The following is a 26411-nucleotide window of genomic DNA, read 5'->3' as shown; positions in this document are numbered from 1 at the left end:
GCCACGCGGCGCGTGTCGGTCACATCAGCCCTTCCTGATGGGCCTGATAGACGCTTCTCACGGTGGGCCGGAAGCCGAGCGCGCGCGCCAGCGAACCGTCGACATGCAGATACCATGGGTTCGCGAGAGGCTCGGAGTTCGCCGCCATTCCCGTGTCCAGCACACCCGCGAGCTCGAAGATGGACAGGGGGGCATCGTCGGCGACATTCACGACGCGCCGGTCGAACACGCCGTCCAGCGCGAGCTTCACGGCGGTGGCGATGTCGCGGTGGTGGATCGTGCTCATCCGTTGGGCCGGATGCCAAGTGCCGGCATGGTTGGGAAGCGATTCGAGATGCCCGTCGCCGTCGCCGTACACGAACGGGAAGCGGATGATGGACCAGTTCAGCCCGCTTTTGCGCAGGTCCTTTTCCGCGGCCACCTTGCTCGCCGGATAGGGATGCTTGGGATCGACGGCATCGTCCTCGCGGCCGGGATGAGGGCTGTCCATGTTGTAGACATGGCTGGTGCTCGCCATGATGAAGCGGGCATCCGGGGCGTTCGCCTTCACCGCAGCGATCAGATTCCGGGTGCCGTCGCGATTGCTTTTCCAGATGAGGTCGGTGTCCTGGCTGCGGAAGACCGCCGCCAGATGGACGACCGCCGAAACGCCCTGGACGGCCTCCGAAAGCGTCGACGGGTCGAGGAGGTCGCCGGTCGCGGCGGTTGCTCCCCCAGGGCAGGGTTTTCCGGCCCGCAGCAGTGCCCGGCAGGCAAAGCCGGCGTCGATCAGCCGCGGGACCAGCCGTTCACCGACAAGGCCGGTGGCTCCGGTTATCAACACCGTCATCGGCTCATTCCTTTCGCAACAGGTTTTGCAGCCGCTCGGTGGCCAGTTGCAGGACACGGACCGTCGTCGCCAGATCGGCCTCGTCGATGCCGCCGAACGCTGCGTCGTGAATGAAGGAAAGATCGGGGAGGTCGCGCCACAGGGCCTCGCCCGCGGCGGTCAGCGTCAGAAGACGCTGGCGCTGGTCCTCCCCGCTCGAGGTCTGCTCGACCAGGGACTTGCGGACGAGCGTGGTGACGATCCCGCTCAGCGTCGCGCGTTCCAGTTCAAGCGCGCGTCCAAGATCGCGTTGGACGGTCGGGCCGAAGTTGGCCAGATGCCAGAGAACATACCACTGCGTCGATCCCAGATCGTAAGGCCGCAGGGTCGCGTCCATAAGGGCGCGGCCCGCGAAGTAGCACCGCTTCGTCCATGCCCCCACGGCCGGATGCCCGGCGTCGCTCCGCTCCGGCATGACGCCACCCTCCTCGCAATTCGTTCGCTACCTTGCGATATTTGCAAGGTAGCGAACGATTGTCAAGTGGTGGTGCCTCGCGTTCCTCGTTCCCGGTCCGTGTCCTTCAGCAGGTCGACGAAGGCACGAAGCGGCGACGGTACGTGCCGATTGCGCGGGTAGTAGAGCGCGAGACCGGGAATCGGGGGGCACCAGTCCTCCAGAAGGGCGACCAGCCTCCCGGCTTGCAGACGGGACCGCGCGAAGTGTTCCGGCACATAGGCGATGCCGTGTCCGGCGGCGGCGGCCTCGACCAGGAGATCGTTGTCGTCCAGGGTAAGAGTCCCGGGACGTCGACCGCAACTTCGGCGCCGCGTCTGGAGAACTCCCACCGGTAGCGTTTTCCGCTGGGCAGGCGCTGGCGGATGCAGGAATGGGCGTGCAGATCGTCGGGCGTGTCGGGGGGCTCCCGGCCCTGGAGATAGGATGGAGCGGCCACCGCGATGAAGCGGACCACGCCGCCGAATCTCACCGCGACCATGTCCTGCGGGACGGCCTCCAGAAGGCGCACGCCGGCGTCGAATCCCTGTTCGACGATGTCGACCAGCCGGCCTTCCGAGACGAGATCGAGTTCGACCCCGGGGTACAGTTCAAGAAATCTCGGAACGACGTCCCGGAGCAGGATGCGGGCGCCGCTCTTGTTCGCGTTGATCCGCAGCTCTCCGCTGGGCGTCCCGCGCGCCTCGGACAGCGTGTCGAGCGCCTGGTCGAGATCCTGAAGGAGCGGGTCGAGCCGCGCGAGCAACCGGGCACCCGCCTGGGTCGGCGACACGCTGCGCGTCGTGCGGTTCAACAGGCGGATGCCCAGCTTGCCTTCCAGCCCGATGATCGCGTGGCTGAGCGCCGAACGCGACACGCCCATCGCATCGGCGGCCTTGCGGAAACTGCGGTGGCTGGCAACCTGTCGGTCATCTCAATAAGCTTAACTCGGAAATGCCGAAAATCCAAATACTTAGCTCGATAGCAATATTGTTAACTGCGCACCAATAACACAAACTGAAGCGCGAGCCTGACCTCAATAAGATTAACCGGGGCGTGCGCCAATGTCGACTGAACGCTCCGGAGGACGACTGCGGTTTTTAGACCAGTCGGCCGCGGAAGCGGCTCTGCTGCGCGCTCGTCTCGATGCCATAACCCGCTTGGTGGCGCTGACACAACGAACTCGCTCGAACGTTGAGCGGGAGGCAGCGCAACTCGGCATCAGCGCGGTGACCCTATACAAGTTGCTGCGCCGGTATTTGGATGATCCGAAGCCCGAATCTGTCCTGGAGCAACGCCGCGGCTGGACCAAAGGCCGGTCACGACTGAACACCCAGAAAACGGACATCATCGACGCGGCCATCGAGGACACTTACCTGACCCGCGAAAAGCCACCAGTCTCCGAGCTGGTGCGGGAGGTCAATCGCCGAATGCGGAAAGCCGGGCTGAAGGAGGTCATGGCAACGACAGTCCAGCGGCGCGTGGACCGCCTTCCGGCCGACCTCGTCCTCAGGCGGCGCGAAGGTCCCAAGGCCGCCCGCGACAAGATCGGCCCTCACACCTGCCGCTATGAGGTCGAGCATCCGCTCGACGTGATTCAGATCGACCATACGCTGGCCGACGTCATCGTTCTCGACGACATTCATCGTCAGCCCATCGGCCGGCCGTGGCTGACCCTGGCCATCGACATCCGGACCCGGATGGTCTTCGGTTTTCACGTCACGCTGCGCGCACCCTGCGAATGCAGCGTCGCCTACGCCCTCGAACAGGGCATCCGGACAAAGGCAGCCTGGCTCGCGGCACGCAACATCACGGCACCTTGGCCGGTGTCCGGGGTTCCGAAGGCGTTGCATCTCGACAACGCGCGGGAATTCAAGGCCCGAGGCTTTCTCTGGGGATGCCGTCGGCACGGGATCGAAACGGTGCCGAGGCCCGTCAAGGTTCCGCATGTCGGCGGCCACATCGAGCGGCTCATCGGGCGCTTGATGGGAGAGGTGCACCTGCTGCCCGGGACCACCTTCTCCGATCCCCGGCAGCGCGGTGAATATGACGCCGAAGGCCGGGCGCGGATCACCCAATCGGAGTTCGAGCGGTGGCTGGCGCTGCAGATCGTCGGCATCTATCACGCCAGCGAGCATCGCCAGCTTCTGCGTCCCCCGCTGGCCGTGTGGGAGGAGGCTATCACCGCTCTCCCGCTCCATCGGCGGCGGGAGCCTCCGGCCAACGATGATCCGTTGCTGCTGGATTTCCTCCCGTTCCGCACCCCGGCTGTCGATGGACAGACCATCCAACTGTTCAACCTCGTCTACCACGACCCCATCCTGAAGCATTGGCAGGTCCGCCGGGAGAAGCCGATCGTCCGCTACGACAAGCGGGACATGAGTCAAGTTTGGGTGTTTGACGACGCGGCGGACCGTTACTGGCCGATCAGTCTGAGGGATCCGGTTCCCGGTCGGATATCGTTCTGGGAACACCGGCAAGCCCGGCAGGCGCTCCGGGCTCAAGGTTACCGCGAAGTCGATCAGAAGTTGGTCTACGAGACCATCCTGGAATGCCGGGCGTTGGTTGCCGAAGGGGAACGGCGGACCAAGCGGGCGCGCCGGGGCCTGCAATCCACGCTCGATGCCTTCCGGTCCCTCGACCTGATCGACACGCCCGCGCCGGGCACACTCGTGTCGCCCGCCCCGCAGATGCTTCTCCTGCCACCGCCCGAGCCACGCGAGGAACCCGCGCTCCCAGTCCAACGTCACGGGCAAGACGGACCGGCACCCCGGTCCGTTACACCGCTTCCGAGTCCTGCCGATCTCGCCGACGAGGTTGAAGAATGGTGACCGCTATGGATTTGAACCATTTGGGGCCGGCCCAGCAGGAGATCGCCGGCCGTTCCAACGAGGAGCGTGTGCGCTACATCCTCTCGGACCGCTGGGTGCCCTACCGGGTCGCCCAACTGGTGGAGGACCGCTTCCGCTTTCTCATCGATTTTCCCAAGCGCTCCCGCATGCCGTGCCTGCTGGTCAGTGGCGATCCCGGCATGGGCAAGAGCCTGATGGCCGAGAAGTTCATCCGCGACTATCCGACGTCTTTCAACGAGGGGACGGGCGCGACGATCCGGCCGGCGCTCCACCTTGAGATGCCGGACGAGCCGACACCGCAGTCGATCCGGGAGGAGCTGCTGGGGGCGCTCGGCGCACCACCGGGCAAGTCCGACAACCGCACCGTTGCCCGTTTGGTGGACAGCGTCGGGTGCCGCCTGCTGTTCATCGACGAGTTCAACAAGATCGGCGATGTCAGCCCCAAGCAGCAGACTCTCTGCCTCACCGCGATCCGCACGTTGCACAACAGCCTGAGAATCCCGCTCGTTGCGCTGGGGACGCCGGGGGCGGACATCGCCATCCGACTGGACCCGGCCCTGGCCGAGCGGTTCGAGGTGCTCGGGTTGCCGCATTGGGGAAGCAATGACGATCTGCGCGAGCTGCTGATGCGTGTTTCGGCGGTGCTGCCGCTGCGCCGGCCGTCGGCGATGGACACCCAGCGCTTCCGGCGGCTTCTCATCGACGCGACGTCCGGCGTGACGAGCCGCATGTTCCGGCTCCTGGAGACGGTTGCCATCGCCGCGATCCGCAACGGCCAGGAGCGGATCGACGAGGATAGTCTGTCCGACGACAAGCTGCTGTTGCCCCTCGTCTCCATGGTGCGGAACCGTCGTCCCAAAGCCATGGCCTAAGACGATGACGGTGTCCCGTCTGCCGGTGGTGCCGCGCCCGCTGCCCGATGAGCACCTCACCGCGTGGTTCGGACGGGTGGCCGGCGTCTACAGCATGTCGTCCCTGGAACTGCTTGATCATATCACGGACCAAGCCGGAGGAGGGAGTCTGTCCGGTGCCCTGTCCCACCATCCCACCCCTGAGTCGCTGGCGGTCCTGTCGCGATCGCTCGGCATGCCGGTCCAAACCCTCTCTGGGCTGACGGTGCCGCGCCTGCGCCCCCTGTGGGGCAAAGCCTTCAGGACCGACTGGACCGTTGGACCGCCGCCCCTCCACTGCCCGGTGTGCCTGGCCGGTGACGAAGCGGTCGGCCGCCCCCACCACCTGCGCGTCGACTGGACCTGTGCCCTGGCCTTCCACTGCCCGGTGCACGACATCGAACTCCTGCTGGGATGCCCGGCGTGCCGACACACGGGGCTTGTGTTTTCCGGACCTCCGGCGGCGGCCCGCCTCCACTGCGCCCTCTGCCGCACCCGGCTGGGAACGCGGTCCGTTGGGTCCCTTACGCGGTGTCACAAGCCGGGCCGCTGGCCTGCCGCCGACCGGCGCCAGGGTCCGGACCCGCAGGCCACGCACGAGGCACCGTTCCGGACGTTCGTGAATGCCGTCCTGCGGGCGTTGGCCTGGACGCCGAGGGCGGATGCCGTTTTGGGGACCGGCTGCCCGGCCGCCGTCCGATCGACGCTGGTTGGGCTGCTGCAGGTGTTTGGGCTGCCGGTGCGCAACGATGATACCTCCTTACCGAGGCTGACACTCGCCCAAACCATCCGGCTCCCCTGGGTCCGCATGGTGCCGTCGGAATGGCCGCAGGCGACCAGCTTCGCCGACGGCTTCGCCTCCCTGGCCGCGCCGACCCGGTTCGATCTCATGGTCGCCGTCTATGCGCTGCTCAGCGGTGCGCAGGACCTGCTCTCCTGCCGGCGGTGGCGCCTCCGGCACGAGGATTGGCGGGTGTACTGCATGGGTGATCCCATCGCCCAAGCGCTCGGTGCCGTGGCCCCGGAAGCAGGCGCAATGATCCTTGAGAGGACAAAGCAATGGGTTCCCACGGCCGCCCGCCGGTTTTGGACCGCTCACACCGCCATGCGGGAAATGGAAGAGCAACTGCGCGAAACGGTGGCTCGTCGACAAGACCGGGCCACAGCGGTTCCGATCACGGGAGCGTCTCTTGAGGAGCGCTATTGCTATTATCGCAAGCTCGGAAAGCTGAGCGATTACGACCTTTTGACCGTCGAGGACATGTTGACCGTCCCCAGCGAGCCCGCGGGGTATGATCGCAACGTGACCATCGAGGAGGCGCTGGGCTTCTCCAGGGCACGGCCCTCGGTGCAAAGCCGGGATGATGCCATCCGGGCGCTCCCGTCCGATGCGGGCCCTCCCGACAATCCATCCGTTCGAAACCTTGCTCGGGGCACCAGAAAATGATACCAAAGCCTTTGCTTGCTTCTGCAACTGCCAGCTCGCCTCGGACCACCAGCACCGATGGTTTGGATAATCGCGGTTATCCTTAGTGTGTCGTTGTCGGGTGGTTCGTGCGAAAAGCCGGATTCCAGGGATTTCAACGCCCTGCTTGGCCCCGTTTTGCAGACCGGATCGTGCGAAATGCGGGCGGTTCATGCGAAAAGCTCCCCATCGGGGCGCGGGGAAGCGCCTCATGTCGTTGAAAAGCCGGGTTTTTTTCAGGAAGACAGATCAAGACGCGGTCCGCCCGAGGGCCGTTCTTTGCCTGATGTCCCGCCGGTCGGGGCGGCCGGCGTCGCTTGGCATCTTGTCTCGCGCCGGATGACGGCTCCGGTCCATCAGCGGAGCCCACGATGCCTATATATTTTACAAAACGGCCGTTACGTACCGTCTGCATATTTGGTAAAATACCCCAGGCGGACGCCGGGCGAGGGTGTCTGAAGCTCTGTCGTTGCTGGGTTAATCAGGTGAAAAGTGGCGTTTGAGCCGCTTTTTGTCATCACCAGTCCTGTTTTTCTGGGCTAATGATGCGAAAAGCTGCGGGTTGATCAGGCGACAAGTCAGAGCGCCTTCGCCTCTCTTGGGATCGACCTTTTTCATCAATGCCGGCTCTCTCTCCGCGACAACCAAGCGAACCCCAGTTCCCGGTGCTTTCGACGGCGCCATCACCCGCCTGCTGTGCCCCTCGCCATGGGCTGGGTTCCGGTCGTTCCTGGACGGCGGTTTGGGCGGCCAAATCTTTTCCGCTGGTTTTTAACCGCCCGGTTGTTTGCAGTTGCAAAACTTGAAAATGCCGGGTTTTCGCGATACGACTTGGGTAACCGCCACTTCGACGGATGAAGGAAGGCAGGCCATGGCGCTGATCGGCTACGCGCGCGTCTCCACCGAGGACCAATCCACCGAGGCGCAGTTCCTCGAGCTGAAGCGGTTCGGCTGCACCGAGATCGTCCGCGAGAGCGCCTCCGGTGCCGACCGCGAGCGTCCGCAGCTCAAGGTGGTGCTGACCCGCGTCCGCAAGGGCGACACGCTGGTCGTCGTGCGCATTGACCGGCTGGCTCGCTCGCTGGCCCATCTGCTGGAGATCATCGAGACGCTGGAGCGCAAAGGGGTGGCCTTCAAGTCGCTGGGCGATCCCATCGACACCGGCAGCCCACAAGGCAAATTCACTCTGCAGATCCTCGGTGCAGTGGCCGAGTTTGAGCGCTCCCTCATCCGCGAGCGCACCAAGGCCGGCGTACGGGCCGCCAAGGCGCTCGGCCGGCAGCCGGGCAACCCCGGCCTGATCTCCGGCGACCCATTGACCCGCCGCCGTGTCGCCCGAGCGCGCGACGAGCGGCAGAGCGAGCGGGTCATCGCCGGTGCCGACGAGTTCCTGCCCATCGTGCGGCGCCTGCGACCGGCCCAGCCGTGGGACCGCGTCGTTGACGTACTCAACACAGCGATGAAGAAGCGGCCCGGCGACAACCCGGCGCCGTGGACGCGCGACGCCCTGATCCGCGCCGTGCGCCGTCTGGTCGCCGACGGCTTGGCGCAACCTGAGTTGCTGAAGGCGGCGCCGCGCCGCTCCAAGAAGGCGGTGGCACAGGCCAAACGCCTGCTGGAACTGGTCGCCACCATTCACAACGCCGCCGAAGCCGGGCAAAAGCCGACACTGGCCCGCATCGGCCGGCAGTTGGAGCGTCAGGGTGTGCGCACCGCAACCGGGGCCAAGACCTGGGCACCGTCAAGCGTCAAGTCCCTGCTCGACCGCGCGCGTGAGCAAGGCTTGCTGGACGGACTGCCCAGCTCAGCGATGGAATAGCCCCACACACCGGAGAGCACCCTTGAGCGAGACAGCATCATGACACCCACCCAGTGCAAAGCCGCTCGCCGGAGGCTCGCCTGGTCCATTGAGGAGTTGGCGCATCGAGCCATGCGCAGCCATACCGTTGTCGGTGAATTCGAACGCGGCAAGAAGCCCGGCAGTGCGGCGGTCCTTGCCTCCCTCTGCCGCGCCTTTGCCGAGGCCGGAGTGGATGCGGAAGCAATGCTGAAGGTGCGCACCGCCGTGATGAATGGCATACTCGCCGCGGACCACACCACCGCCGAGCCATTCGCCCGCCGACCGTTCCGGCGGGCGGCTTGATGGCTCCCCAGGTTTGAGACGGTCTCATCACCGTTCGCGGAACGCACGGTTGAACTGGTCTGTAACGGGTTTGACGAGATAGGACATGGCGGCGCGCTCGCCGGTCGCCACGAACACGTCGACTGGCATGCCGGGCAGCAGTTGGACGGGTCCGAGCTTGCGGAGTTCGTCAGCGCCGATCTCCACATCGGCGAGATAGTGGATGTCCCCAGTGCCGGGGTCGCGTGTGGTCGCGGGGGAGACGTGGACGACCGTGCCCATCAGTTCGGGTGTCGTCCGCTGGTTGAAGGACGTGAAGCGCAGCCGGGCGGTCTGGCCCGCTGAAACCTGATCGATGGCCGTCGGCATCAGCTTGGTCTCCACCTTGAGCTTTGCGTTCTCCGGAACGATGGTGACCAGCACCTCCGCGGGGGTGATCACGCCGCCGACGGTGTGAGTGTTCAGTTCGTTGACCGTACCGGAGATGGGCGCGCGGATGTCGGTGCGCGCCAAGCGGTCCTCGATGGCGATCCGCCGGTCGTCGCGTTCCGAAAACTCCGTCTCGACGAGGCTCAACTCGCGCTGCGCCTCGGTGCGGGCGTTCTCGTCGATGGCCAGGATCTGGAGCCGGATTTCCCCGATGCGGGTCTTCGCCCTCGCCATGGCGGCGTCGATCTCGCCGCGCTCCCCGATGAGGCGTGCGCGCTCGCGGTCCACGGAATAGACGCGGGAGCCCTCGATCAGCCCCTTCGCCAGGAGTGTCTTCAACTTCTGGATTTCCGCCTCGACGAGGACGATCTCATCCTCCTTGGCCATCCGCTGGGCGTCCAGGCCACGGATTTCCTCCCCAATCTGGACGATGCCCAGTTCAAGCTGCTCCTTCTGGCTGTCGCGGCTGCGCTGGTTGCCGGCAAACAGCCGGGTCTCGCCCTGCAGGACCGTGGCGACGGCGGGATCGGCTGGGTTCAGATGGGGTGGAAACGCGATGGCCGAAAGTCCGTCCCGCGTCGCCAGAAGACGAGCGCGCCGCGCCGCCAACTCAACCATCTGCGACCGGACGATGGAGAGTTCGGCCTTGGTCTGTGCGTCCTCCAGCCGCAAGATGACCTGACCGGCGCGGACGACATCCCCCTCCCGGACGGCGATCTCGCTGACGATGCCGCCGTCGCGGTGCTGGACGGCCTTCAGCTTCTGATCCACCGCCACGGTGCCCTGCGCGATCACAGCCCCGGTCAGTGTGGCGGTCGCGGCCCAGCCGCCGACTCCGGCGAGCAGGATGCCGGCGAAGACGGTGCCGGCCAGAATCCGCGGTCCGATCCGAAAGCTCATGTCATGGTTCCGGCCCGGCGATCCCGCGCCGTGCGACGGGTGACGAACGTTCATGTCCAGTCCCTCCAAGTCCATTCCTTCAAAGCCCAATTCGCTACGATCCCTGCCCGAACGCCGCCGTCAGGTGGTTTCGGTCATGGTCAGCGCGTGGAAGCCTTGTAGCGCGACGATCGTGTCCACGTTGCGGTCTCCGTCGCTGTCGATCTCGATGACGGTGCGCTCCATCGCCTCGACCCATTCATGCCGGAAGCGGATGGCCGGGCCGTCATCGGTGCCGTCGCCATAAACGTCCTTGAAACGGTCGTCAGGGCCGTCGCCCACCGCCGCAAAGAGATCGTATTTCGACACCCGGATGCGGTCGCCGACGTGGAAGTCGAGGATCTCATGGGTCACCGGCTGCGCCGCGGGCTCGAACACGAACAGGTTCCGCCCGCCGCCGCCGGCCAGCACGGCGGCGTTTCCGCCGACGATGAAATGGTCGTCGCCCTGACCGCCGATCACGGTTTCGAAGCCGGTGAAGCGGTCCTCCCCAATGGCGACGCCCTGGGCGGTGCCGTTGGCAAGGTCCAGCCGAAGCGCTCCGGTGGAGGCGGAGTAATCGAGCGTGTCGTGCCCTTCGCCGCCGTCGTAGGAGTCGTCCGCGCGGTCGGGGGCGGCCATCACACGGTCGTCGCCGTTCCCGCCACGCACCACGTCCGCACCTTCGCCGTCCATGAGCAGATCGTCGCCGTCTCCCCCGTCGAGCGTGTCGTCGCCGGCGCCGCCGTGCAGGACGTCGTTGCCCATACCGCCGAACAGCCGATCCTTGCCGGCGCCGCCGGACAGGTGGTCGTTGCCGCTCCCGCCGAACAGCATATCGTCGCCGTCGCCGCCGGACAGGGTGTCCCGGCCCTCTCCTGCGACGATGTGGTCGTCGCCTCGGCCTCCGGCGATCAAGTCATCGCCGGACCGCCCGTCGATCAGATCGTCCCCATCCCTGCCGTCGATGTCGTCCGCGCACAGGCCACCGAGCAGCGTGTCGTGCCCGCCGCTTCCCGTCACGGAGGTCCGGGCGAGCACCGAGATGTAGGCGACCTGCTGGACGGAGACCGTGCCGTCGGTGATCTCATAGGTGATGGTGACGCGGCCGATGGCGCCGGGATCGCCTCGAAAGATCCAGCCGTCCGGTGTCGCCGTCAGCGTTCCCGCCGAGACGGACAGCCCCCGGACCGATAGGCTGTCGCCATCCGGGTCTACGGCGTTGCGCAACAGGTCGGCGAGGCCGATGGTCAGGCTGGCGCAGCCGGTGACGTCCCTCAGGTGGACCGGCCCGCTCACCCGCGGGGCGCGGTTGACGGGGGCGTTTTCCTCTTCCGCTTCACCGCCGCCCGCGCCGTCGCCCGTCTCCTCGCCTTCGACGTCCGTGGCGGGCGGGGGGCTGTCGGTGCCGGGGGGAGGCGGAGCGTCCTCGGTCTTCCGATCGCCGCCATCGGGAACGACGGTGGGGCCATCAATGGGGCCGCCGTCGGGGCCCTGGTCGGGCGAGGCGGCGGGCGGCGGGCCATCCGCCGGGCCGGCGGACGCGGCGTTGCCGTTCGTCGCGCGGTCCGCCAGAGGCAGCGGCGGCACCGGCCTCCACTCCGCCAGGACGGTCGGAGGCCGGAGGCCGAAGTCCGGAGTATCGACGAGGCGGAACGGGAAGACGGGCACGGTGTCGGCCGGCGCGCCGGCGGTGCTCCCGCCCGGTGCGCGGTCGGAAGGCGGGGCGTCTGGCTGCTCGTTCTTGGACGGATCTGGCTTCCCGGGTGGCACGGGGGTGGTCGGGGCCGGCGCGGTGCCGCGGTCCGCTTGGCTTGCCGTCCCCTGCGCCGCCGCCATGCCCACCTGGGAATGCGCCTCTCCGGAAAGGAAGGATTTCAGGTACAGCGCCAGTCCGGCCAGGAACAGGCCCAGCGCGACGGGGACCGAGGAGTGCCGGCCAGCGTCCTTAATGACGTAGCGGGCGGCGGGGTCTGTCTCCGGCGCCGCCGCCTTGGTGCCCTTGATGCCGATCATGCCGAGGCCCGCACGGCTGCGTGCGCCTCCCCACCGGATGCTGGGTCCGCTGCAGCAGTCTTGGGCCGCAGGATGTCCTCCTTGGGCCCGAAGGCGGTCATGCGGCCGTTCTGGACCACCGCGACCAGATCGACGGCGGCCAGGGCGCTCGGTCGGTGGGCGATCACGATGACGATCCCGCCGCGGCTCCGCACGTCGCGGATCGCTGCCGTCAGGGCCGCCTCGCCCTCGCCGTCCAGGTTCGAGTTTGGCTCGTCCAGGACGACGACAAAGGGATTGCCGTAGAGCGCCCGGGCCAGCCCGACGCGCTGCCGCTGCCCACCCGCCAGCGCCGTCCCCTGTGGGCCGAGTTCAGTGTGGTAGCCATCCGGCAGGCGCAAGATCATCTCATGCACGCCCGCCGCCTGGGCCGCCGCCACGATGTTGCGGGGGTCGGGTTCCTCCTCCAGCCGGGCGATGTTGTCCTCGATGGTGGTGTCCATCAGCGCCACCTCCTGCGGCAGATAGCCGATGCTGCGGCCGAGGGCCCCCTCGTCCCACTGGGCGAGGTCGGCGTCGTCCAGCCGAACGCTGCCGCGCAACACAGGCCAGATTCCGGTCAGGGCGCGGACCAGCGTGGTCTTGCCGCCGCCGCTGGGGCCGATGATCCCGACCGCTTGCCCGGCGCGAACCTCGAAGCTGACGTCGCTCAGCAGCACCCGGCCCGAGCCGGGGGCGGCCACGGTGATGTTCTCCACCTTCAGCGTGGCGCGCGGCGGCGGCAGTTCCATCGGCTCGGCCGCCTCGGCCAGGGCGACGGCGGTCTCCTTCAGTCGATGGTAGGCCGCGCGGGCGGCAACCACGCCTTTCCAGTTGCCGATGGCGAGGTCGATCGGGGCGAGCGCCCGCGCGGAGGCGACCGACGCCGCCATGATGGCGCCCGCCGACAGGTCCCCCTGGATCGCCAGAAACGCGCCGAGCCCGAGCACCGCCGATTGCAGGATCATGCGCAGCACCCGCGACACCGCGCCGAAGGTGCCGCCGATGTCGCTGGTCCGGGTTTGCAGCGCCAGATGCGCGTCGTTAGCCCGGTTGAAGCGCGCCACGGCCCGCCCGGCGAAGCCCATAGCCTTCAGGATGTCGGCGTTGCGGGCGTTCGAGTCGGCGATGGCGTTGCGGGTGATCACCGCTTGGTGGGTGGCGCCGCTCAGCCGGCGGGTCATCAGCTCGGTCACGATGGTCAGAAGCGTCAGGACGAAGGCGCCGCCGAAGGTCAGCGCGCCGAGAAGGGGATGCAGGAGGTAGACGAAGACGAGGAACAGTGGCATCCACGGCAGGTCGAACAGGGCGACCGGTCCCTGGCCGCCCAGGAAGCCGCGCAGCGTGTCTACATCGCGTCCCCGTTCCAGCGCTTCCGCGGTCGAGAAGCCGTAGCGCGGCATATCGACGGCGACCTGATGGGCCATCGGAGCGATCTTCCGGTCCAGACGCGCGCCCACCCGCACCAGGATCTGCGAGCGGATCACGTCGAACAGCCCCTGAAAGGCGTACAGGCCGATGGCGAGGACCGACATCGCCACCAGCGTCGGCACGCTGCCGCTGGTCAGCGCCCGGTCGTAGATCTGCATCATGTAGAAGGCGCCCGTCAGGGCCAGGAGGTTGATAATCCCCGACATCCCGAACAGGAAGAAGACGATGCCGCGGAAATCGTGGAGCAGCCTTTCGGCGTCTCGGCGCTTCGACGCCTTGCGTGACGACGTGGAACTCATGACGCACCCTATTGGCGGACGGGAAGGACGGCGGGGAGCGGCTCCCGCGGGCCGGGTTGGGGCCCGCCCGCGGGAGCCGCAGCGCGCTAGAGGACAAAGTCGCCGGCGGTCAACTCGTGCGACCCCTTGACGCTGACCTTGAAGTCGGCCTCGTCGGTCCCGGTCGTGTTGCCCTGGACGACGGTGTAGTCACCGTCCTCGCGGGTTTCGTGGGTGACCAGGAGCTGGCCCTTTCCGGTGAAGGCGCCGGACACCAGCGTGAAGCTCTGCTGGCCAGCCGCGCAGCCGTTGGCGTCCATGGCGCTGACGTCGATCCGGTCGCCGGGCTGGAAGCCCAGGATGGTGTCGCCGTCAGCGTCCGCCGCCGACAGGAAGCGGAAGCTGTCGTTGCCGGCCCCGCCGTCCATCACGTTGACCGCACCGCTCGCCGTGATGACGTCGTTGCCCGACCCCGTCACGATGTTCTCAATGCCCCACAGGATGTCGCTGCCGGTCTGGGCGCTGTGAACGCTGCCGCGTCCCATCAGGCCGGTGCCGAGGTCGGCGGTGATGTTGGCGGTGATCGCCGACAGGTCGATCGTGTCGCGCCCGCCGCCGCCGACCATGTCGTCGCCATAGTAGACGTCGTTGCCGTCCCCGGCCTCCGCCACGATCACGTCGTCGCCGTCGCCGCCGAACACCGTGTCGTTGCCGGTCCCGCCGTTGATGAAGTCGCCGCCGTCGCCGCCCAGGATGCGGTCGTTGCCGCCGTCGCCGTACAGCATGTCGGCCCCGTCGCCGCCGAAAACGTCGTCGTTGCCGTCCCCGGCGAAGATCACGTCGCGTCCGCCGAGGCCCATGATCGCCTCGCCCCTGCCGGTCCCGATCAGCGCGTCCGCGCCGGCGGTCCCCACGATGCTGGCCCTGCCCCCGGCCTCTTCGCCTTCGCCGATTTCGGCGTCATCGTCCTGGCCGCCGCCATCGCTGCCGCCATCATCATCGTCACCGTCATCATGATCGTCATCGCCGCCGCCCTCGTTCCCCTCGTCTTCGTCCTCGTTCCCGCCGTCATTTGTGGGCGGTGCGTCGAGGTCCAAAATCTGGCCGTTTGCGGTGCGGACCTGCGGCAGCCCGGTGCCGGAGAAGGCGATGCTGAATCCCGCGCCGGTCAGGCGGGTCATGCCGTCCTCCGTCCGCTCGACGGTGCAGTCCGACGCTTCGGTGCCCGCGGCCAGCTCGATCACGTCCTGTGGCCGCAGGGTGCCGACCAGCACGTCGTTGCCGCCGTTGGACCGGAAATGGATGCGGTGGGCCGACTGCAGGCCTGAGATGTCCACCGTGTCGTCGCCGCCGTCGCCGTTGATCGTGATGGTGTTGAAGTTGAGGCTGGTCGGGTTGAAGTCGCCGACCGTCGTCACGCTGTCGTTCCCGAAACCGGTGTTGATCGTGATCTCCTCGACGTTGTCGAGTTCGGCGATCACCGTGCCGTTGCGGGTGATGACGATTTCGGTGGCCGGGTTCAGCACGGCGATGCCCATGGCCACTGCGGCCACCCGGCTGTAGACGACGAAGCTCTCCGCCGTGTTGTTGCCGTTGACGTCGAAACGGTCGTCCTGCCCATCACCGCCATCCACGAAGTCACGCCCGTCCGTGACACCGAAATTGTTGGCGAACCAGCGGATGGTGTCGTTCCCGCCACCGGCCAGAATGATGTCGTCGCCGGTGCCCGCGTCGATGGTGTTGGCGCTGCCGTTGCCGATGACGATGTTGTTCCCGCCGTCGCCGTTCAGCGTGTTGGAGGTGGTCCGGTTGACGGTCACCTGGGCGGTGTCGGTCAGGCCGCCGTCGCTGACGCGGTAGGTGAAGCTGCCGCCAGCCGTGGCGTTGTCCGTCACGCTGACCGAGCCGGAGCTGCGGACGGCGGTCAGGCCGGACTGGGTCACGATGCCGCCTGTGATCGACACTGGTCCTTCCGGATCGGAGTCGTTTGCCAGCAGAGCCCATTCAGGGATGAGGAAAGGCGTGTTGGCGGCCACGTTGGTGAAGACGCTGTCGTTGGACGCGGCGGGCGGGTCGTTGACGGCGGTCACCGTCACCGTGGTGCGGGCGACGTTGCTGTCCATCATCCCGTCGTTCACCGTCACCTCGATCATGCGGGGTTGGGTGTCCGGGTTGTCCGACGTGTTGCGGAAGGAAACGGCCTGGATGGCCCGCTGGTACTCCTCCACCGTGCCGGCGCCCGTCAGGGTGACGGTGATCCGCCCGGCCACCGAGCGGTCCACGGTCGCGGCGATGGTCCCGGGCAGGGCACCGACCAGCAGGTCGTCGAGCGGCTGGGCGTTGGTCAGCACGATCCGCGCCGAGGCCAGAACGCCGCTGTCCTCCTCGATCCCCGGAAGGGACGCGATGTCGGTCGCGGCGCCGTTCTCGGTGAAGCTGGCTGCGTGATCCGTCGTCGGGTTGGCGGCGGGGACCACGAGGTCGATCGACAGGTTGTCGATGCTGACGAACTCGTTCCCGGCGTTGATGGAGGACGCGACGAAGCGGATCGCCGCGGTCGTCGTGAAGGGGCCCGACAGATCGAAGGCCATGGTGGCGGCCGGGCCGTTGCCTGTGATGGTGCCGATCTGTTCGAACGTCATCCCGTCGCGGGAGAACCAGACCGCGACCTGCTCCCCGGCGTCGAGGTTGTCCGGGTTGGCGGTGAAACTCAGCCGCGCGGAGGTCGCCGCCGACAGATCGACGGCGCGGGTGATGGTGGCGCCGTCGCCCTGGCCGACCAGAAGGGCGCCGCCCGTGATCCGGATCTGGCCCCCGGTGGCCGGCGCTCCGCCGCCGTCGCCGCTCTCCGTCCAGTCCGGACCCCAGAAGTGCGAACCGTTGGAGTTGCCATAGCCGCTGCTGCCGAAGCTGTCGGCGTAGTTGCCGCCGGAGTCGTAGGCGTTCAGCGCCAGCGTCGGCGGGGACAGCGTCACCTCCTGGTCGGCGAAGCGCAGCACCTCGATGTTGCGCAGCGTGTCGGTGCCATCCGAGAGCCGCTGCCGGCCGGTCACCGGATCGACCACGTCGGACACCGTGACATGCTCCACCCGCAGGCTGCCATCGTCGTTGCGCGTGACGACGTAGTTGTCGCGGACGTCCCAATAGACCGCCACGTCGGTCCCGCTGTCGTCGTGCAGGATCTCCCGCACCGCCTGGAGCTGGCCCGGATTGATGTGGCCGGTCAGCATCCAGGCCGTCAGGGGCCGGGTGACCGGCGCCCCGTCGATGGTCAGCGTGACGTTGCCCTTCATGCTGTCCACGGTGGCGATCTCGTCCCCCGTGCCGTCGGGATTCGTGCGGATGCTGATGCGGACGTTCAGCCAGGCGTCGCCGTCGATCACGTCGTCCCCGGCACGGCCCTCGATGACGTCGCCGCCGCCGCCGCCGAGCAGGATGTTGCCGCCGACGAAGGCCATCTTCTGGGCGCCGGAGCCGTCGGCCCAATAGTTCACCTCGCGCATCATGCCGGGCGTGATGATCTGGTCCAGCCCGGCGATGCGGTCGATGCCGGCCTGATCCAGCTCGTTGTGGATGAAGTTGCCTTCGGGCGTCGGATCGGCGACGGCCCCGGTTTCCTCGTCCTCGCTGGTGCGGTCGTCGCCGCGCAGCGTGTCGTCGTGCCGCCAGCCGGACAGCGCCTCCACCTGGCTGAAGCGGTCGCGCAGCACCTCCAGCGGCAAGGTCGTGAACACCTGGACGTTCATGTCGGCGTCGGCGCCGGTTTCCTGGCCCTTGTGGATGACCCAGTCGTGGCCCCACATGCCGATGTTCTTCTGGATGCCTTCCCCGGCGACCATGATGTCGTCGCCCGAGTCCGCGTCGTAGTCGGTGTCGCCGCGCCCGCCGTTGATGATGTCGTGGCCGATGATCGTCGAGTTGAAGAAGATGTCGCCGGTGTCGCCCGCGATGTAGTCGAAGCGCCCGTCGGATTCGACCCAGTCGTTCCCGGCGCCGCCGAAGATCATGTCCGACCCGTCGCCGCCCAGCAGGAAATCGTCCTCGGTGCCGCCCTGGAGGTTGGACCCGTCGGGGCCGGCGATCAGGAAGTCCTTGCCGGAGCCGCCGAACAGCATCGCCATGCCGCTGCCACCATGGATGACGTCGTTGCCGCCGTCGCCCTTCAGCATGTCGGTCATGCCGATGTCGGTGCCGGCGTTGGTGATGATGTCGTCGCCCTCGCCGCCGCTGACATGGTCGATGCCGTAGCCGGCCTCGATGGTGTCGTCGCCGTCGTCGCCCCACACGGCGTCGTCGCCGTCGCCGGCCACGATCTTGTCGTTGCCCTGCGTGCCCTGGATGACGATGTGGGCGTCCCCGTTGTAGCGGATGTAGTCGAGCGTCCCGTCGCCGTCGAGGTCGCGGCGCTCCACCATCGCGGAGATCGCCTCCAGCGTCGGGTCCTCATGCTCCGGGTCGTCCCGTCCGGTCATCGCCAGCTGCTTGGCGTGGTCCACGTAGAGGATCAGGTCCGGCGTGGAGAAGATGTCCGCCGGGATCGCCGTCCCCGTCTCGCCGAGGTCGGTGTTGCGCAGGACCATCTTGGCGAGCGAGTTGTTCTCCAGCTCGGTCAGCAGGTTCAGTCCCTGGGTGCGCGACAGGTAGTAGAAGCGGTCGGCGTCCTGGAGATTCTCCATCTGGAGTTCGAAGACGAAGGAGAAGGTCGAGCCGAGCATTCCGCCGAAGGCCATCTTCTTCTCGGCGAGGCCGCCGACCCACAGATCCACGTCGTCCAGCCCGCCCCGCCGGTCGGCGTAGGCGCCACGCGCGTTCAGGAAGTCCAGCCGGTCGGCGCTGTCCAGCGGACCGATGGTCCGGGTCTGGTTGGCGATGGGGTCGAAGAAGGTCTCCGCCGTGCCGAAGACCAGGACCATGGCGGCGGCGCGCTTGCCGTCGATGCTGGCCTCGCCCGCGATCAGGTCGTGCGTGCCATAGGCCGCGATGAAGTTCACGATGGAGGCTGGAGTCTTCAGGTTGAGGGCGAAGTCCGTCCAGCTCTCATAGGGTTTGAGTTGGGTGTCGCCGCTGGCCATCGCCATGAACTGCGCACGGGCCTCGTTGAGCGTCGGCATGCCGGTGTCGCGGCCGCGGGCGATGTTGATCGCCGCGAGGTCGAGCGGGATGCCGGTCAACTGGTTGCGCAGGACGTCGGTCACAAACTCGTCAATCTCCTGGCCGACCTGGGCGGTCATACCGCGCAGGATGGCGCCCGCCGCCTCGTGGTGATCGACGCCCGCGCCGCCGAACTCCAGCGGGTTGAGAAAGGCGTCGAACAGGTCGATGTCGTCGCGGGTGCCGTCGGCGTTGATCCGGTCGACGGTCTGATTGAGCATCGAGTGGCCGAAGCGGTAGATCACGTTGGCGAACTCGGCGAAGATCGCCGGGTTCAGCTCCACATCCGGCTGGACCATGAAGACGTCGACGTCCGGCTGGATTTTCCGCGCGAACTCCTCGAAGACGAGGTGCTGGTACTGCATCTCGGTCGTGAAGCGCGCGGCCTGGAAGACGCGCTCACCGTCCCACGCTAGGGAGGCGAGCTGGTCCGCCGACGGCCAGGCGGTCAGGTCGGGGCCGAGCAGCCATTCGTTGAGGAAGGCCAGATCGCCCGACGCCAGAACGACGTCCTTGACGTGATCGACGACGCGGTTGTGCTCGGCGTGGAAGATGTGGTGGATTGCCGACAGGCCGATGTTCTCGTTGCCCCGCCCATCGCCCGTGATGTAGTGCGCGTCGAGCGTCTCGTCGTCGTAGGACGTATTCCGCCCGCGTGTATCGACGCCGCCCGAATAGCCGGCCGCATCATCGGCGTCGGCCTGGAGCACGCCGTTTACGGCGACCGGAACCGCGTTGTGGGCGATGTCGTCAAGGAAGGCGGTGCCGGTCCGCAGCGCCGACACGGTCTGGCCATCCACAATGGTGACGGTGGTGCCGCCGGATCCCATGATCTGCGTGCCGGGCGGCAGTTGGATCGCCGAGGGGTCGAGGGGGTTCGCCAAGTCACCTTCCACCAGGATGGGCGTGCCGTCGGGACGCAGCGCGGCGACGATCTGAGGCAAGCCGTTCGGGCCGCGGATGAACTCGCCGTAGGGATCGACCGCGACGACCGGAACGCTGCCCACGTCCAGGTCGGTCAGGCGGATGCCCAGCAGCTCCGCCGCCTGCGCCTTGACATCGCCCCAGGTGGCGAGGCCGTATTCGCCCTCCAGTAGCTTGCCCGTGGCCAGCGGCACACCGCCGCTCACCGCGTATTCCCGCAGGAAGACCTGATGGGAGGGGTGCGAGGTGTAGGTCTGGTTCTGGTCGACCCAGGGGGTGGTGACGTTGCCCGCCTCGTCCCCGGTTGAGACCCGTGTCATCGCCATGAAGTTCGTGTGCGGGCTGGCCGGGTTGTAGAGCGGGTCGTCCGGCGACAGCGGGATGTAGACGGTGCCGTTGCCGCCCTTCTTCACAAGGTCAAGGCCATGGTCGAAGAACTGGCCGAACAGCGTGAAGAAGGAGTTGTAGGATGCCGAGATGCCCTCGTCCGGGGCGACATTCGGCAGCAGGACGGTCGGGCCGTCCATCCGCACGTCGTGCTGGTCGAGCAGCGCGTCGAGCTGCGCCTTCGCGAGGTCGTAGGCCGGGCCGCCCTCCGGGACCGCCTTCAGGATCGTGTGGGCGCCCCGGATTTCGGCCAATGCCTGGGTCAGCGCCGCGCCGCTCAGCCCGGCATGCTGCAGGGCGGCGGTGATCGCCGCCGGATTGTCCAGCGTCTGGTCCACGATCAGGTTGGAGATCAGCCGCGGCTCGACATCGACCACGCTGCCGGGCTGGCCGTAGTCGTTGTTGGTCGGATAGCCGGGCGGCAGGCTGCCGCTGCCCTGGTGGGGTGAGCCGGTGGACAGGGGCGGGAAGGGCTGGCCGGAGGAGCCCCACTGCTCGCGCCCGATGCCGAAGTTGTTGTAGCTTCCATCCACCGTCCGCAGACCGTAGGGCAGGAGCGGGCTGTCCACCAGTTCGCTGAGCGGCGTGCCATTGGCATGTTGTTCCGCGATGTTGATCTGCTTGAGAATGAACTCAAGGTCGTGCTTGACCAGTTTGACCATGCCTTGTCTCCGAACGTTGAGTGTGGGGGCATGGCCGGAGGATGGCTGGTTCCAGGTCGGAAAAAGGAGGGGCGAAGGTCGGGCGAGTTTTCCGACCGAGGTCCGACGGGTTTCAGACCAACCGCCGCAACCGGAGCCGAAACGGCTATTCCGTCCAGTTTAATTCAAATTTCGAAAGACCGCGGAGCGTCTGGCCGTCTTAGGATCAGCCCCGCTCATCGCCACTCCGCCATCCAATCGATCGGGCATTTCCGCTTCGCTGGCGTTACCCCGTTCTGGCGACCGGCCCGGCACCAAAGGACCGTTCGTGTCACGGAATATCGAATGGACCACGGAGAATTATCTTTGGCATTCCTATGATCATCAGAACTCGCTGGAATTTCGTTGGTTCATCTTTTCCGGTCATAGAGCTGACGGAAATATTTAGCCAAGTAGGTATGCCTCTGTCCCGCAGAGGATTCGCTCATTCATCGAGCGAACATTGCAGTTCACATGCGTGAATAAGGGAATTTGGGAAACGGGAGACGGCCTTGGCGGTTCGCAAAGAAAATCATGGGGATCGGCTCCAGGCACGGATAATCGCCTTCTGGGGCGGTCTCAGCCTCACCCGACAGTTCATCCTGATTGGTTTCGCGGTGGTCTTTCTCGGTATGACGGTGATCGGCCACTGGATCGCGACCCGCATCGCGGCGGAGGTCCAGCACGGTGACTCCGTCGCGACCGCGCTGTTCGTGGACAGCTTCATGGCCCCGCACCTCCAGGCGCTCGCCAGGGGGGAACCGCTTCCGGAAACCAACGCGGCGGCGCTGGACCGGCTGTTGCAGCGGGACGCCGTGAGATCGCGGATCGTCGCCGTCACCATAAGGCTGCCGGACGGAACTGTGGCCTACTCGACCCGCAAGGACCTCATCGGCCGGACGTTCGAACTGGACGAGCCGACCCGAGAGGCCTTCCGCGGCGACGTGATTGCCGGTTTCGAGGTGCCACAGGATGGCGGCCTGCCGTTGCTGGAAACCCACAGCCCGGTGTGGAGCGAGAGCGAGCCGAGGATTGTCGCTGTCGCGGAGATCTATGAGAACGCCGGAATGCTGTTCGACGACCTCGCGCGGGCACGTACCGACGCTTGGCTCATCACCGGAATCGTGGCGCTTCTGATGGCGATGGCACTCTACGGGGTGGTCGCCCGTGGCAGCCGGACGATTGCCGCCCAGCGTGCCGCCCTGGCGGGGCAGGTTGAGGCGCTGTCGGAGGCGCTGTGGACGAACGAGGAACTGCGGGAGCGCATTGAGCAGTCGGCCCGGCGGGCTGCCGATTGCAACGAACGCTTCCTGCGGCGGCTGGCGGACGGTCTGCGTGACGGGCCGGCGCAACTCGTCGGGCTGGCGCTGCTGCGGCTGGACGGCTGGAAGCCCCCATCGGGATCGCTTGAGGCCACCGACCGCTCGGCCGTCCGCTCGGCCCTCGCCGCAGTGCTGGAGGACGTCCGGGGCATTTGCGGCGACCTGCACATGCCGGAGATCGATGGACTGTCGCTCCGCGAGGCGGTCGCCTTCACCATCCTCGACCATGAACACCGGACCGGCGCGCCGGTCAATGTCCAGGCGATGGATCTGCCGGCCGCCGTGCCGCCGCTGGTGAAAGTCTGCCTATGCCGCTTCCTGAAGGAAGGGCTGAACGGCACCGTCCGGATCGGGGCGGGGACCTCGCCTCGCCTGTCGGTCCGTCACGAGGCGGGCGTGGTGATCGCGGAAGTTGCGGATGGAGAGACCGGACGGGACCGGTCGCCGGAGCGCATCACAGGTCGGCTCAGCCTGACCGGCCTCAGCGACCGTATCGAAGGTCTCGGCGGCACCATGGACATCATCCACCGTCCGGGAGAGGCGAGGCGTCTGGCGGCGCGCCTGCCTTACCGGCGGATGGATCGGGCGTAAGGGGGGGAATCATGGAGGGGGCGGGCATGGACAAGGTTCGGGTCGCAGTCGTGGACGATCATCCGCTGTTCCGGCAGGGCGTCGTGCATGTGCTGACATGCGCCGGCATGGATGTGGTGGGGGAAGGAGCCAGCGCTGCCGATGCCATCGCGCTAGCGCAGGGCCGGCTACCAGCCGTCACTACGCTGGAGTCCATCACGCCAGACGTCATCATGCTGGACGCCAATATACCGGGTGGCTGCGTTGCGGCGTTGCGTGCTATTGGCGATCCCCGGCTGGTCGCGCGGGTGCTGGTCCTGACCATGACCGGTGACGAGGAGCAACTCCGGCAGGTGCTTGCCATAGGTGCGCGGGGCTACGTTCTGAAGGGGGTGGGTGGGCACGAGCTGATTGCCGCCGTACGGGCCATCGCCTGCGGTGACGGCTATATCTCACCGACCCTGGCTGCCAGTATGATGGCGCGGACCGGCGCCATGGCCGCGGTCCGTTCCTCCCGCCCCGATCCGCTCGCCGATCTGACCCACCGGGAAAGCCAAGTCTTTACCCTGGTGGCGCAAGGGCTCCAGAACAAGGAAATCGGCCGACGCCTTGACCTCGCGGAAAAGACGGTCAAGCACTACCTCACGAAGATTTTTGAAAAGCTGCAGGTCCGGAACCGGGTCGAAGCGGCTCTTCTGGCAAAGGTGATGGCCGATTCGACCAGCTTCGCCCTGCAGCCGGAACGGCACCGTCAACTTGTTGATGACCGGGCTGGGCGAGTGTCCAATCTGACCCAGAGGCTGATGGCGGTCCGGTGATTACGCTGCCAGGGGGCGCCAGCGACCTCGGCCCAGCACCGTCAACATGTCAGTCACTTGGTTGCCGGGGCCGGCATTGGCCGGGTATGGAAGGGCCATGACGACGCGCCCTGATGCCCGCTACGCCAGTTACCGCTATCCCGCCGAGATCATAGCGACGGCGGTGTGGCTGTACTTCCGGTTTCCCTTGATCCTGCGGATGGTCAAGGAACTGCTGGCGGCGCGCGGCATCCCCATGAGCTACGAGACAGTGTGCCAGTGGGCCCGGAAGTTCGGCCGCGAGATCGCCACTTGCTTGCGTCGGCGGGCACCGCGCCGGGGCGAGATGCGGAACGCTGCGACCCATCTGTGCGACCCATCTGTTAGATGTTCAGTCCCAGGGTGTCATGGTAGGGAAGTGGGCACCCAGGAAAGGGACGCGGTATGGGACAGGTACTTCACGGCTGCGCCACGGGTCGTGCCCCACGGTGTGGTGTAGGAGCTGTGGGGAACCGGCCCGCCGGAGCGCCCCCTGAGCTGGCGTAGGCGGGCCGGTTGTCCACAGCGGGGCGGCCATCGTGGGTCTTCGGTAGAGTCTAGTCACCACACCTCAACCCGACCGAAGGGTGACCACGATGACCGCCGAGATGATGGCGCTTCGCGCGCTGCTGGAGAAAAGCCCTGACGCTGACGTGCTGCGCGAGATGATCGGTTTCGCGGCCGAGCGGCTGATGGAGCTGGAGGTTCAGGGCCTGACCGGCGCCGGCCATGGCGAACGCTCCGCCGAGCGGCTGGTCCAGCGCAACGGCTACCGGGATCGCGACTGGGAGACCCGTGCCGGCACCGTCGAGCTTGCGCATCCCCAGGCTGCGCAAGGGCAGCTACTTCCCCGGTTTCCTGGAACCGCGCCGGATGGCCGAGAAGGCACTGACCGCCGTGATCCAGGAAGCCTACGTCCACGGCATCTCGACGCGCTCGGTGGATGAACTGGTCAAGGCGCTCGGTATGGGCGGCATCTCCAAGAGCCAGGTCAGCCAGCTGTGCGAAGAGATCGATGAGTGGGTAAAGACCTTTCTGGAGCGCCCCATCGAAGGCGATTGGCCGTACCTGTGGATCGACGCCACCTAGGGCCGGGACCCATAAACGGATTCCCACGGTGGCGTCAGTGTGATTCATAGCCTCCGAAGGGAGGCTGTTTATGGATCAGGACTTTTTCTGGCTGAGCGACGCTCAGGTCTCTCGGCTTGAGCCGTTTCTGCCACGGGACACGCGGGGGAAGCCACGGGTCGATGACCGTCGGGTGATCAGCGGGATCATTCATGTGCTGATCTCCGGCTGCCGGTGGAAGGACGCTCCTGCCGTCTACGGCCCCCGTAAGACCTTGTACAACCGCTTTCAGCGGTGGGCAGCCAAAGGCATTTGGGCCACCATGTTCCACGCGTTGGCCAGTGCGGGCGGCCCACCGGCCGAGCTTCTGATCGACAGCTCAGCCGTGAAAGCACACCGCTGTGCCTCCGGCGGAAAAGGGGGGAGCGCCGCCAAGCGATCGGGAGGTCCCGCGGCGGGCGGACGACAAAAATCCACGCCCTGACCGACACCGCCTGCCGCCCCATCGCATTCCTGCTGACCGGTGGGCAGGTCGCCGACTGCACGGCCGCCGACCAATTGCTGGACCAGTTGACCGCCGCCGATCTGGTGCATGGAGACAAGGGCTACGACACCAACGCCGTGCGCCGGAAGATCGAGGCCAAGGGGGCCGCCCCCAACATCCCGCCCAAGGTCAACCGCCGTTGGAAGAGCTGCTTCTCTCCCTACCTGTACCGCAACCGTAATGCCATCGAGCGCATGTTCAACCGGTTGAAGGATTTCCGCCGTATCACCACCCGTTACGACCGCCTCGCCGTCAACTTTCTGGCGGCCGTCCAGATCGCTGCTCTCGTCAGCTACTGGTTATGAGTCCCAGCCCTAAAGCACCGCGGCACCAAGATGCTCTACAACGAGGGGTGTCGTTGAAATCAAATGAAATGCACCACTCTGTGGTTATATGAAAAGAAAGAAGATAACAAGATATTCGGAGAGAAAGTGAACATTTAAACTTATCTCGGAAAACATACGCGCTTTAATCCTCCTCACAGGGTGATGCCCTGACAAACCAAGGAGGAAACCATGCGAATTGTTCCGAATGCGACCGAAGGCTCTGACGTTCTTCAGGGAACGTCCATCAACGATACTTTCAATGGACTTGGTGGTGGTGACCAGATTTTCGGCGGGGCCGGCGCGGACACCATCAGCGGCAATGACGGCGACGACGTGATCTTCGCCGACGTCTATGCCGGCCAAAGCGAACCCAGCCTGGGGACCGACACCGAGGGCACGTGGAACAAGCTGTTCGGCGACGCCGGGGACGACGTGCTGGTCAGCGGTGCCGGTTTCGACGACCTGTGGGGCGGGGTCGGCAACGACACGCTGACCGGCGGGGCCGGTTGGGATTGGTTCGTGTTCGAGCCGGGCAGCGGCGTGGACGCCATCACCGACTTCACGCCGGGCAGCGACCAGATCATCGTCATGCCGAACATGAACGGGGTCGGCGATCCGGTGCTCAGCCAGAACGCCGACGGTACGGTGGTCGACTTCGGCGCCGGCAACGCCGTGCTGCTCCAGGGCGTCGCCCTGGCCGAGCTGCCGGCCGACGCCATCGTCACCGCCCCCTACAGCGACGTGGCGTCCTTCTACAGTACGGCAGTAAACGCTCTTCTAGGCTGATCGCAAGATCGGCCAAGTTTTCCTGGATCAGGTTTTCCAATGGTGAAACTCCGGGCTCCGTGCTGTTCGCGCGGGGCCCTTTTTTTTGCGAAAATCA

General features: G+C 66.6%; 14 protein-coding genes and 4 pseudogenes. 11 read left to right on the top strand and 7 right to left on the bottom strand.

Features of this window, described 5'->3' with window-relative positions:
* Positions 1-19: 19 nt before the first annotated feature.
* The 3 genes and pseudogenes from ACWPN7_RS26495 to ACWPN7_RS26485 all read right to left on the bottom strand — a co-directional run bounded on the left by ACWPN7_RS26495 (position 20) and on the right by ACWPN7_RS26485 (position 2184).
* Positions 20-886: an NAD-dependent epimerase/dehydratase family protein gene (locus tag ACWPN7_RS26495; RefSeq protein ID WP_492273510.1), complete on the bottom strand. Its 867-nt coding sequence runs from the start codon at positions 884-886 to the stop codon at positions 20-22.
* A complete protein-coding gene (locus tag ACWPN7_RS26490) occupies positions 834-1283 on the bottom strand; it encodes a MarR family winged helix-turn-helix transcriptional regulator (RefSeq protein ID WP_200776156.1) in 450 nt (149 codons plus the stop codon). Before ACWPN7_RS26490 ends, ACWPN7_RS26495 begins: the two co-directional genes overlap by 53 nt.
* Before the next feature lie 62 nt (positions 1284-1345).
* Positions 1346-2184: pseudogene (locus tag ACWPN7_RS26485) on the bottom strand (LysR substrate-binding domain-containing protein).
* 181 nt (positions 2185-2365) lie between these two features.
* Here ACWPN7_RS26485 and ACWPN7_RS26480 point away from each other — a divergent pair.
* The 5 genes from ACWPN7_RS26480 to ACWPN7_RS26460 all read left to right on the top strand — a co-directional run bounded on the left by ACWPN7_RS26480 (position 2366) and on the right by ACWPN7_RS26460 (position 8651).
* The gene (locus ACWPN7_RS26480; protein ID WP_459196202.1) at positions 2366-4132 is read left to right on the top strand and encodes a transposase; all 1767 of its coding nucleotides are present in this window, start codon (positions 2366-2368) and stop codon (positions 4130-4132) included.
* Between the two features lie 5 nt (positions 4133-4137).
* A complete protein-coding gene (locus ACWPN7_RS26475; protein WP_459196201.1) occupies positions 4138-5025 on the top strand; it encodes a TniB family NTP-binding protein in 888 nt (295 codons plus the stop codon).
* A 4-nt stretch (positions 5026-5029) separates the two neighbouring features.
* Positions 5030-6490, top strand: a complete 1461-nt coding sequence (locus tag ACWPN7_RS26470) for a TniQ family protein (protein ID WP_459196200.1) — start codon at positions 5030-5032, stop codon at positions 6488-6490.
* Positions 6491-7379: 889 nt separating this feature from the next.
* A complete protein-coding gene (locus tag ACWPN7_RS26465; protein WP_459196199.1) occupies positions 7380-8327 on the top strand; it encodes a recombinase family protein in 948 nt (315 codons plus the stop codon).
* 111 nt (positions 8328-8438) lie between these two features.
* Positions 8439-8651: a hypothetical protein gene (locus tag ACWPN7_RS26460; protein WP_372684177.1), complete on the top strand. Its 213-nt coding sequence runs from the start codon at positions 8439-8441 to the stop codon at positions 8649-8651.
* A 27-nt stretch (positions 8652-8678) separates the two neighbouring features.
* On the opposite strand, the gene ACWPN7_RS26455 is transcribed toward ACWPN7_RS26460, so the two are convergent.
* The 4 genes from ACWPN7_RS26455 to ACWPN7_RS26440 form a co-directional block, all read right to left on the bottom strand.
* Positions 8679-9959, bottom strand: a complete 1281-nt coding sequence (locus tag ACWPN7_RS26455; protein WP_459196198.1) for an HlyD family type I secretion periplasmic adaptor subunit — start codon at positions 9957-9959, stop codon at positions 8679-8681.
* 120 nt (positions 9960-10079) lie between these two features.
* Positions 10080-11993 (bottom strand): cadherin-like domain-containing protein, encoded by a 1914-nt coding sequence (locus ACWPN7_RS26450; RefSeq protein ID WP_459196197.1) that lies wholly within the window; start codon positions 11991-11993, stop codon positions 10080-10082.
* Positions 11990-13741 (bottom strand): type I secretion system permease/ATPase, encoded by a 1752-nt coding sequence (locus tag ACWPN7_RS26445; protein ID WP_174452552.1) that lies wholly within the window; start codon positions 13739-13741, stop codon positions 11990-11992. Before ACWPN7_RS26445 ends, ACWPN7_RS26450 begins: the two co-directional genes overlap by 4 nt.
* An 86-nt stretch (positions 13742-13827) precedes the next feature.
* The gene (locus tag ACWPN7_RS26440) at positions 13828-20844 is read right to left on the bottom strand and encodes a peroxidase family protein (RefSeq protein ID WP_459196196.1); all 7017 of its coding nucleotides are present in this window, start codon (positions 20842-20844) and stop codon (positions 13828-13830) included.
* Positions 20845-21374: 530 nt separating this feature from the next.
* On the opposite strand from ACWPN7_RS26440, the gene ACWPN7_RS26435 reads away from it, so the two are divergent.
* The 6 genes and pseudogenes from ACWPN7_RS26435 (at position 21375) to ACWPN7_RS26410 (ending at position 26314) form a co-directional block, all read left to right on the top strand.
* Positions 21375-22775: a sensor histidine kinase gene (locus ACWPN7_RS26435; protein ID WP_200776607.1), complete on the top strand. Its 1401-nt coding sequence runs from the start codon at positions 21375-21377 to the stop codon at positions 22773-22775.
* A gap of 26 nt (positions 22776-22801) precedes the next feature.
* Positions 22802-23572, top strand: coding sequence for a LuxR C-terminal-related transcriptional regulator (locus ACWPN7_RS26430; RefSeq protein WP_103041659.1), 771 nt, complete (start codon positions 22802-22804; stop codon positions 23570-23572).
* Positions 23573-23669: 97 nt separating this feature from the next.
* Positions 23670-23897: pseudogene (locus tag ACWPN7_RS26425) on the top strand (IS6 family transposase); the annotation flags it as partial.
* A gap of 289 nt (positions 23898-24186) precedes the next feature.
* A pseudogene (locus ACWPN7_RS26420) lies at positions 24187-24676 on the top strand (transposase); the annotation flags it as partial.
* Positions 24677-24749: 73 nt separating this feature from the next.
* Positions 24750-25507 (top strand): annotated as a pseudogene (locus ACWPN7_RS26415) (IS5 family transposase).
* Positions 25508-25717: 210 nt separating this feature from the next.
* The gene (locus tag ACWPN7_RS26410; protein WP_051658614.1) at positions 25718-26314 is read left to right on the top strand and encodes a calcium-binding protein; all 597 of its coding nucleotides are present in this window, start codon (positions 25718-25720) and stop codon (positions 26312-26314) included.
* The last annotated feature ends 97 nt before the right edge of the window (positions 26315-26411 follow it).

The organism is Azospirillum sp. UENF 312511, assembly GCF_058780635.1.
This window is presented reverse-complemented; position numbering and strand designations above follow the sequence as displayed.

Bases quoted from the DNA above. Each gene is read 5' to 3' on its own strand.
- ACWPN7_RS26490 (WP_200776156.1), bottom strand. From the start codon at position 1,283: ATGCCGGAGCGGAGCGACGCCGGGCATCCGGCCGTGGGGGCATGGACG.
- ACWPN7_RS26480 (WP_459196202.1), top strand. From the start codon at position 2,366: ATGTCGACTGAACGCTCCGGAGGACGACTGCGGTTTTTAGACCAGTCG.
- ACWPN7_RS26475 (WP_459196201.1), top strand. From the start codon at position 4,138: ATGGATTTGAACCATTTGGGGCCGGCCCAGCAGGAGATCGCCGGCCGT.
- ACWPN7_RS26470 (WP_459196200.1), top strand. From the start codon at position 5,030: ATGACGGTGTCCCGTCTGCCGGTGGTGCCGCGCCCGCTGCCCGATGAG.
- ACWPN7_RS26465 (WP_459196199.1), top strand. From the start codon at position 7,380: ATGGCGCTGATCGGCTACGCGCGCGTCTCCACCGAGGACCAATCCACC.
- ACWPN7_RS26460 (WP_372684177.1), top strand. From the start codon at position 8,439: ATGCGCAGCCATACCGTTGTCGGTGAATTCGAACGCGGCAAGAAGCCC.
- ACWPN7_RS26455 (WP_459196198.1), bottom strand. From the start codon at position 9,959: ATGAGCTTTCGGATCGGACCGCGGATTCTGGCCGGCACCGTCTTCGCC.
- ACWPN7_RS26450 (WP_459196197.1), bottom strand. From the start codon at position 11,993: ATGATCGGCATCAAGGGCACCAAGGCGGCGGCGCCGGAGACAGACCCC.
- ACWPN7_RS26445 (WP_174452552.1), bottom strand. From the start codon at position 13,741: ATGAGTTCCACGTCGTCACGCAAGGCGTCGAAGCGCCGAGACGCCGAA.
- ACWPN7_RS26440 (WP_459196196.1), bottom strand. From the start codon at position 20,844: ATGGTCAAACTGGTCAAGCACGACCTTGAGTTCATTCTCAAGCAGATC.
- ACWPN7_RS26430 (WP_103041659.1), top strand. From the start codon at position 22,802: ATGGACAAGGTTCGGGTCGCAGTCGTGGACGATCATCCGCTGTTCCGG.
- ACWPN7_RS26410 (WP_051658614.1), top strand. From the start codon at position 25,718: ATGCGAATTGTTCCGAATGCGACCGAAGGCTCTGACGTTCTTCAGGGA.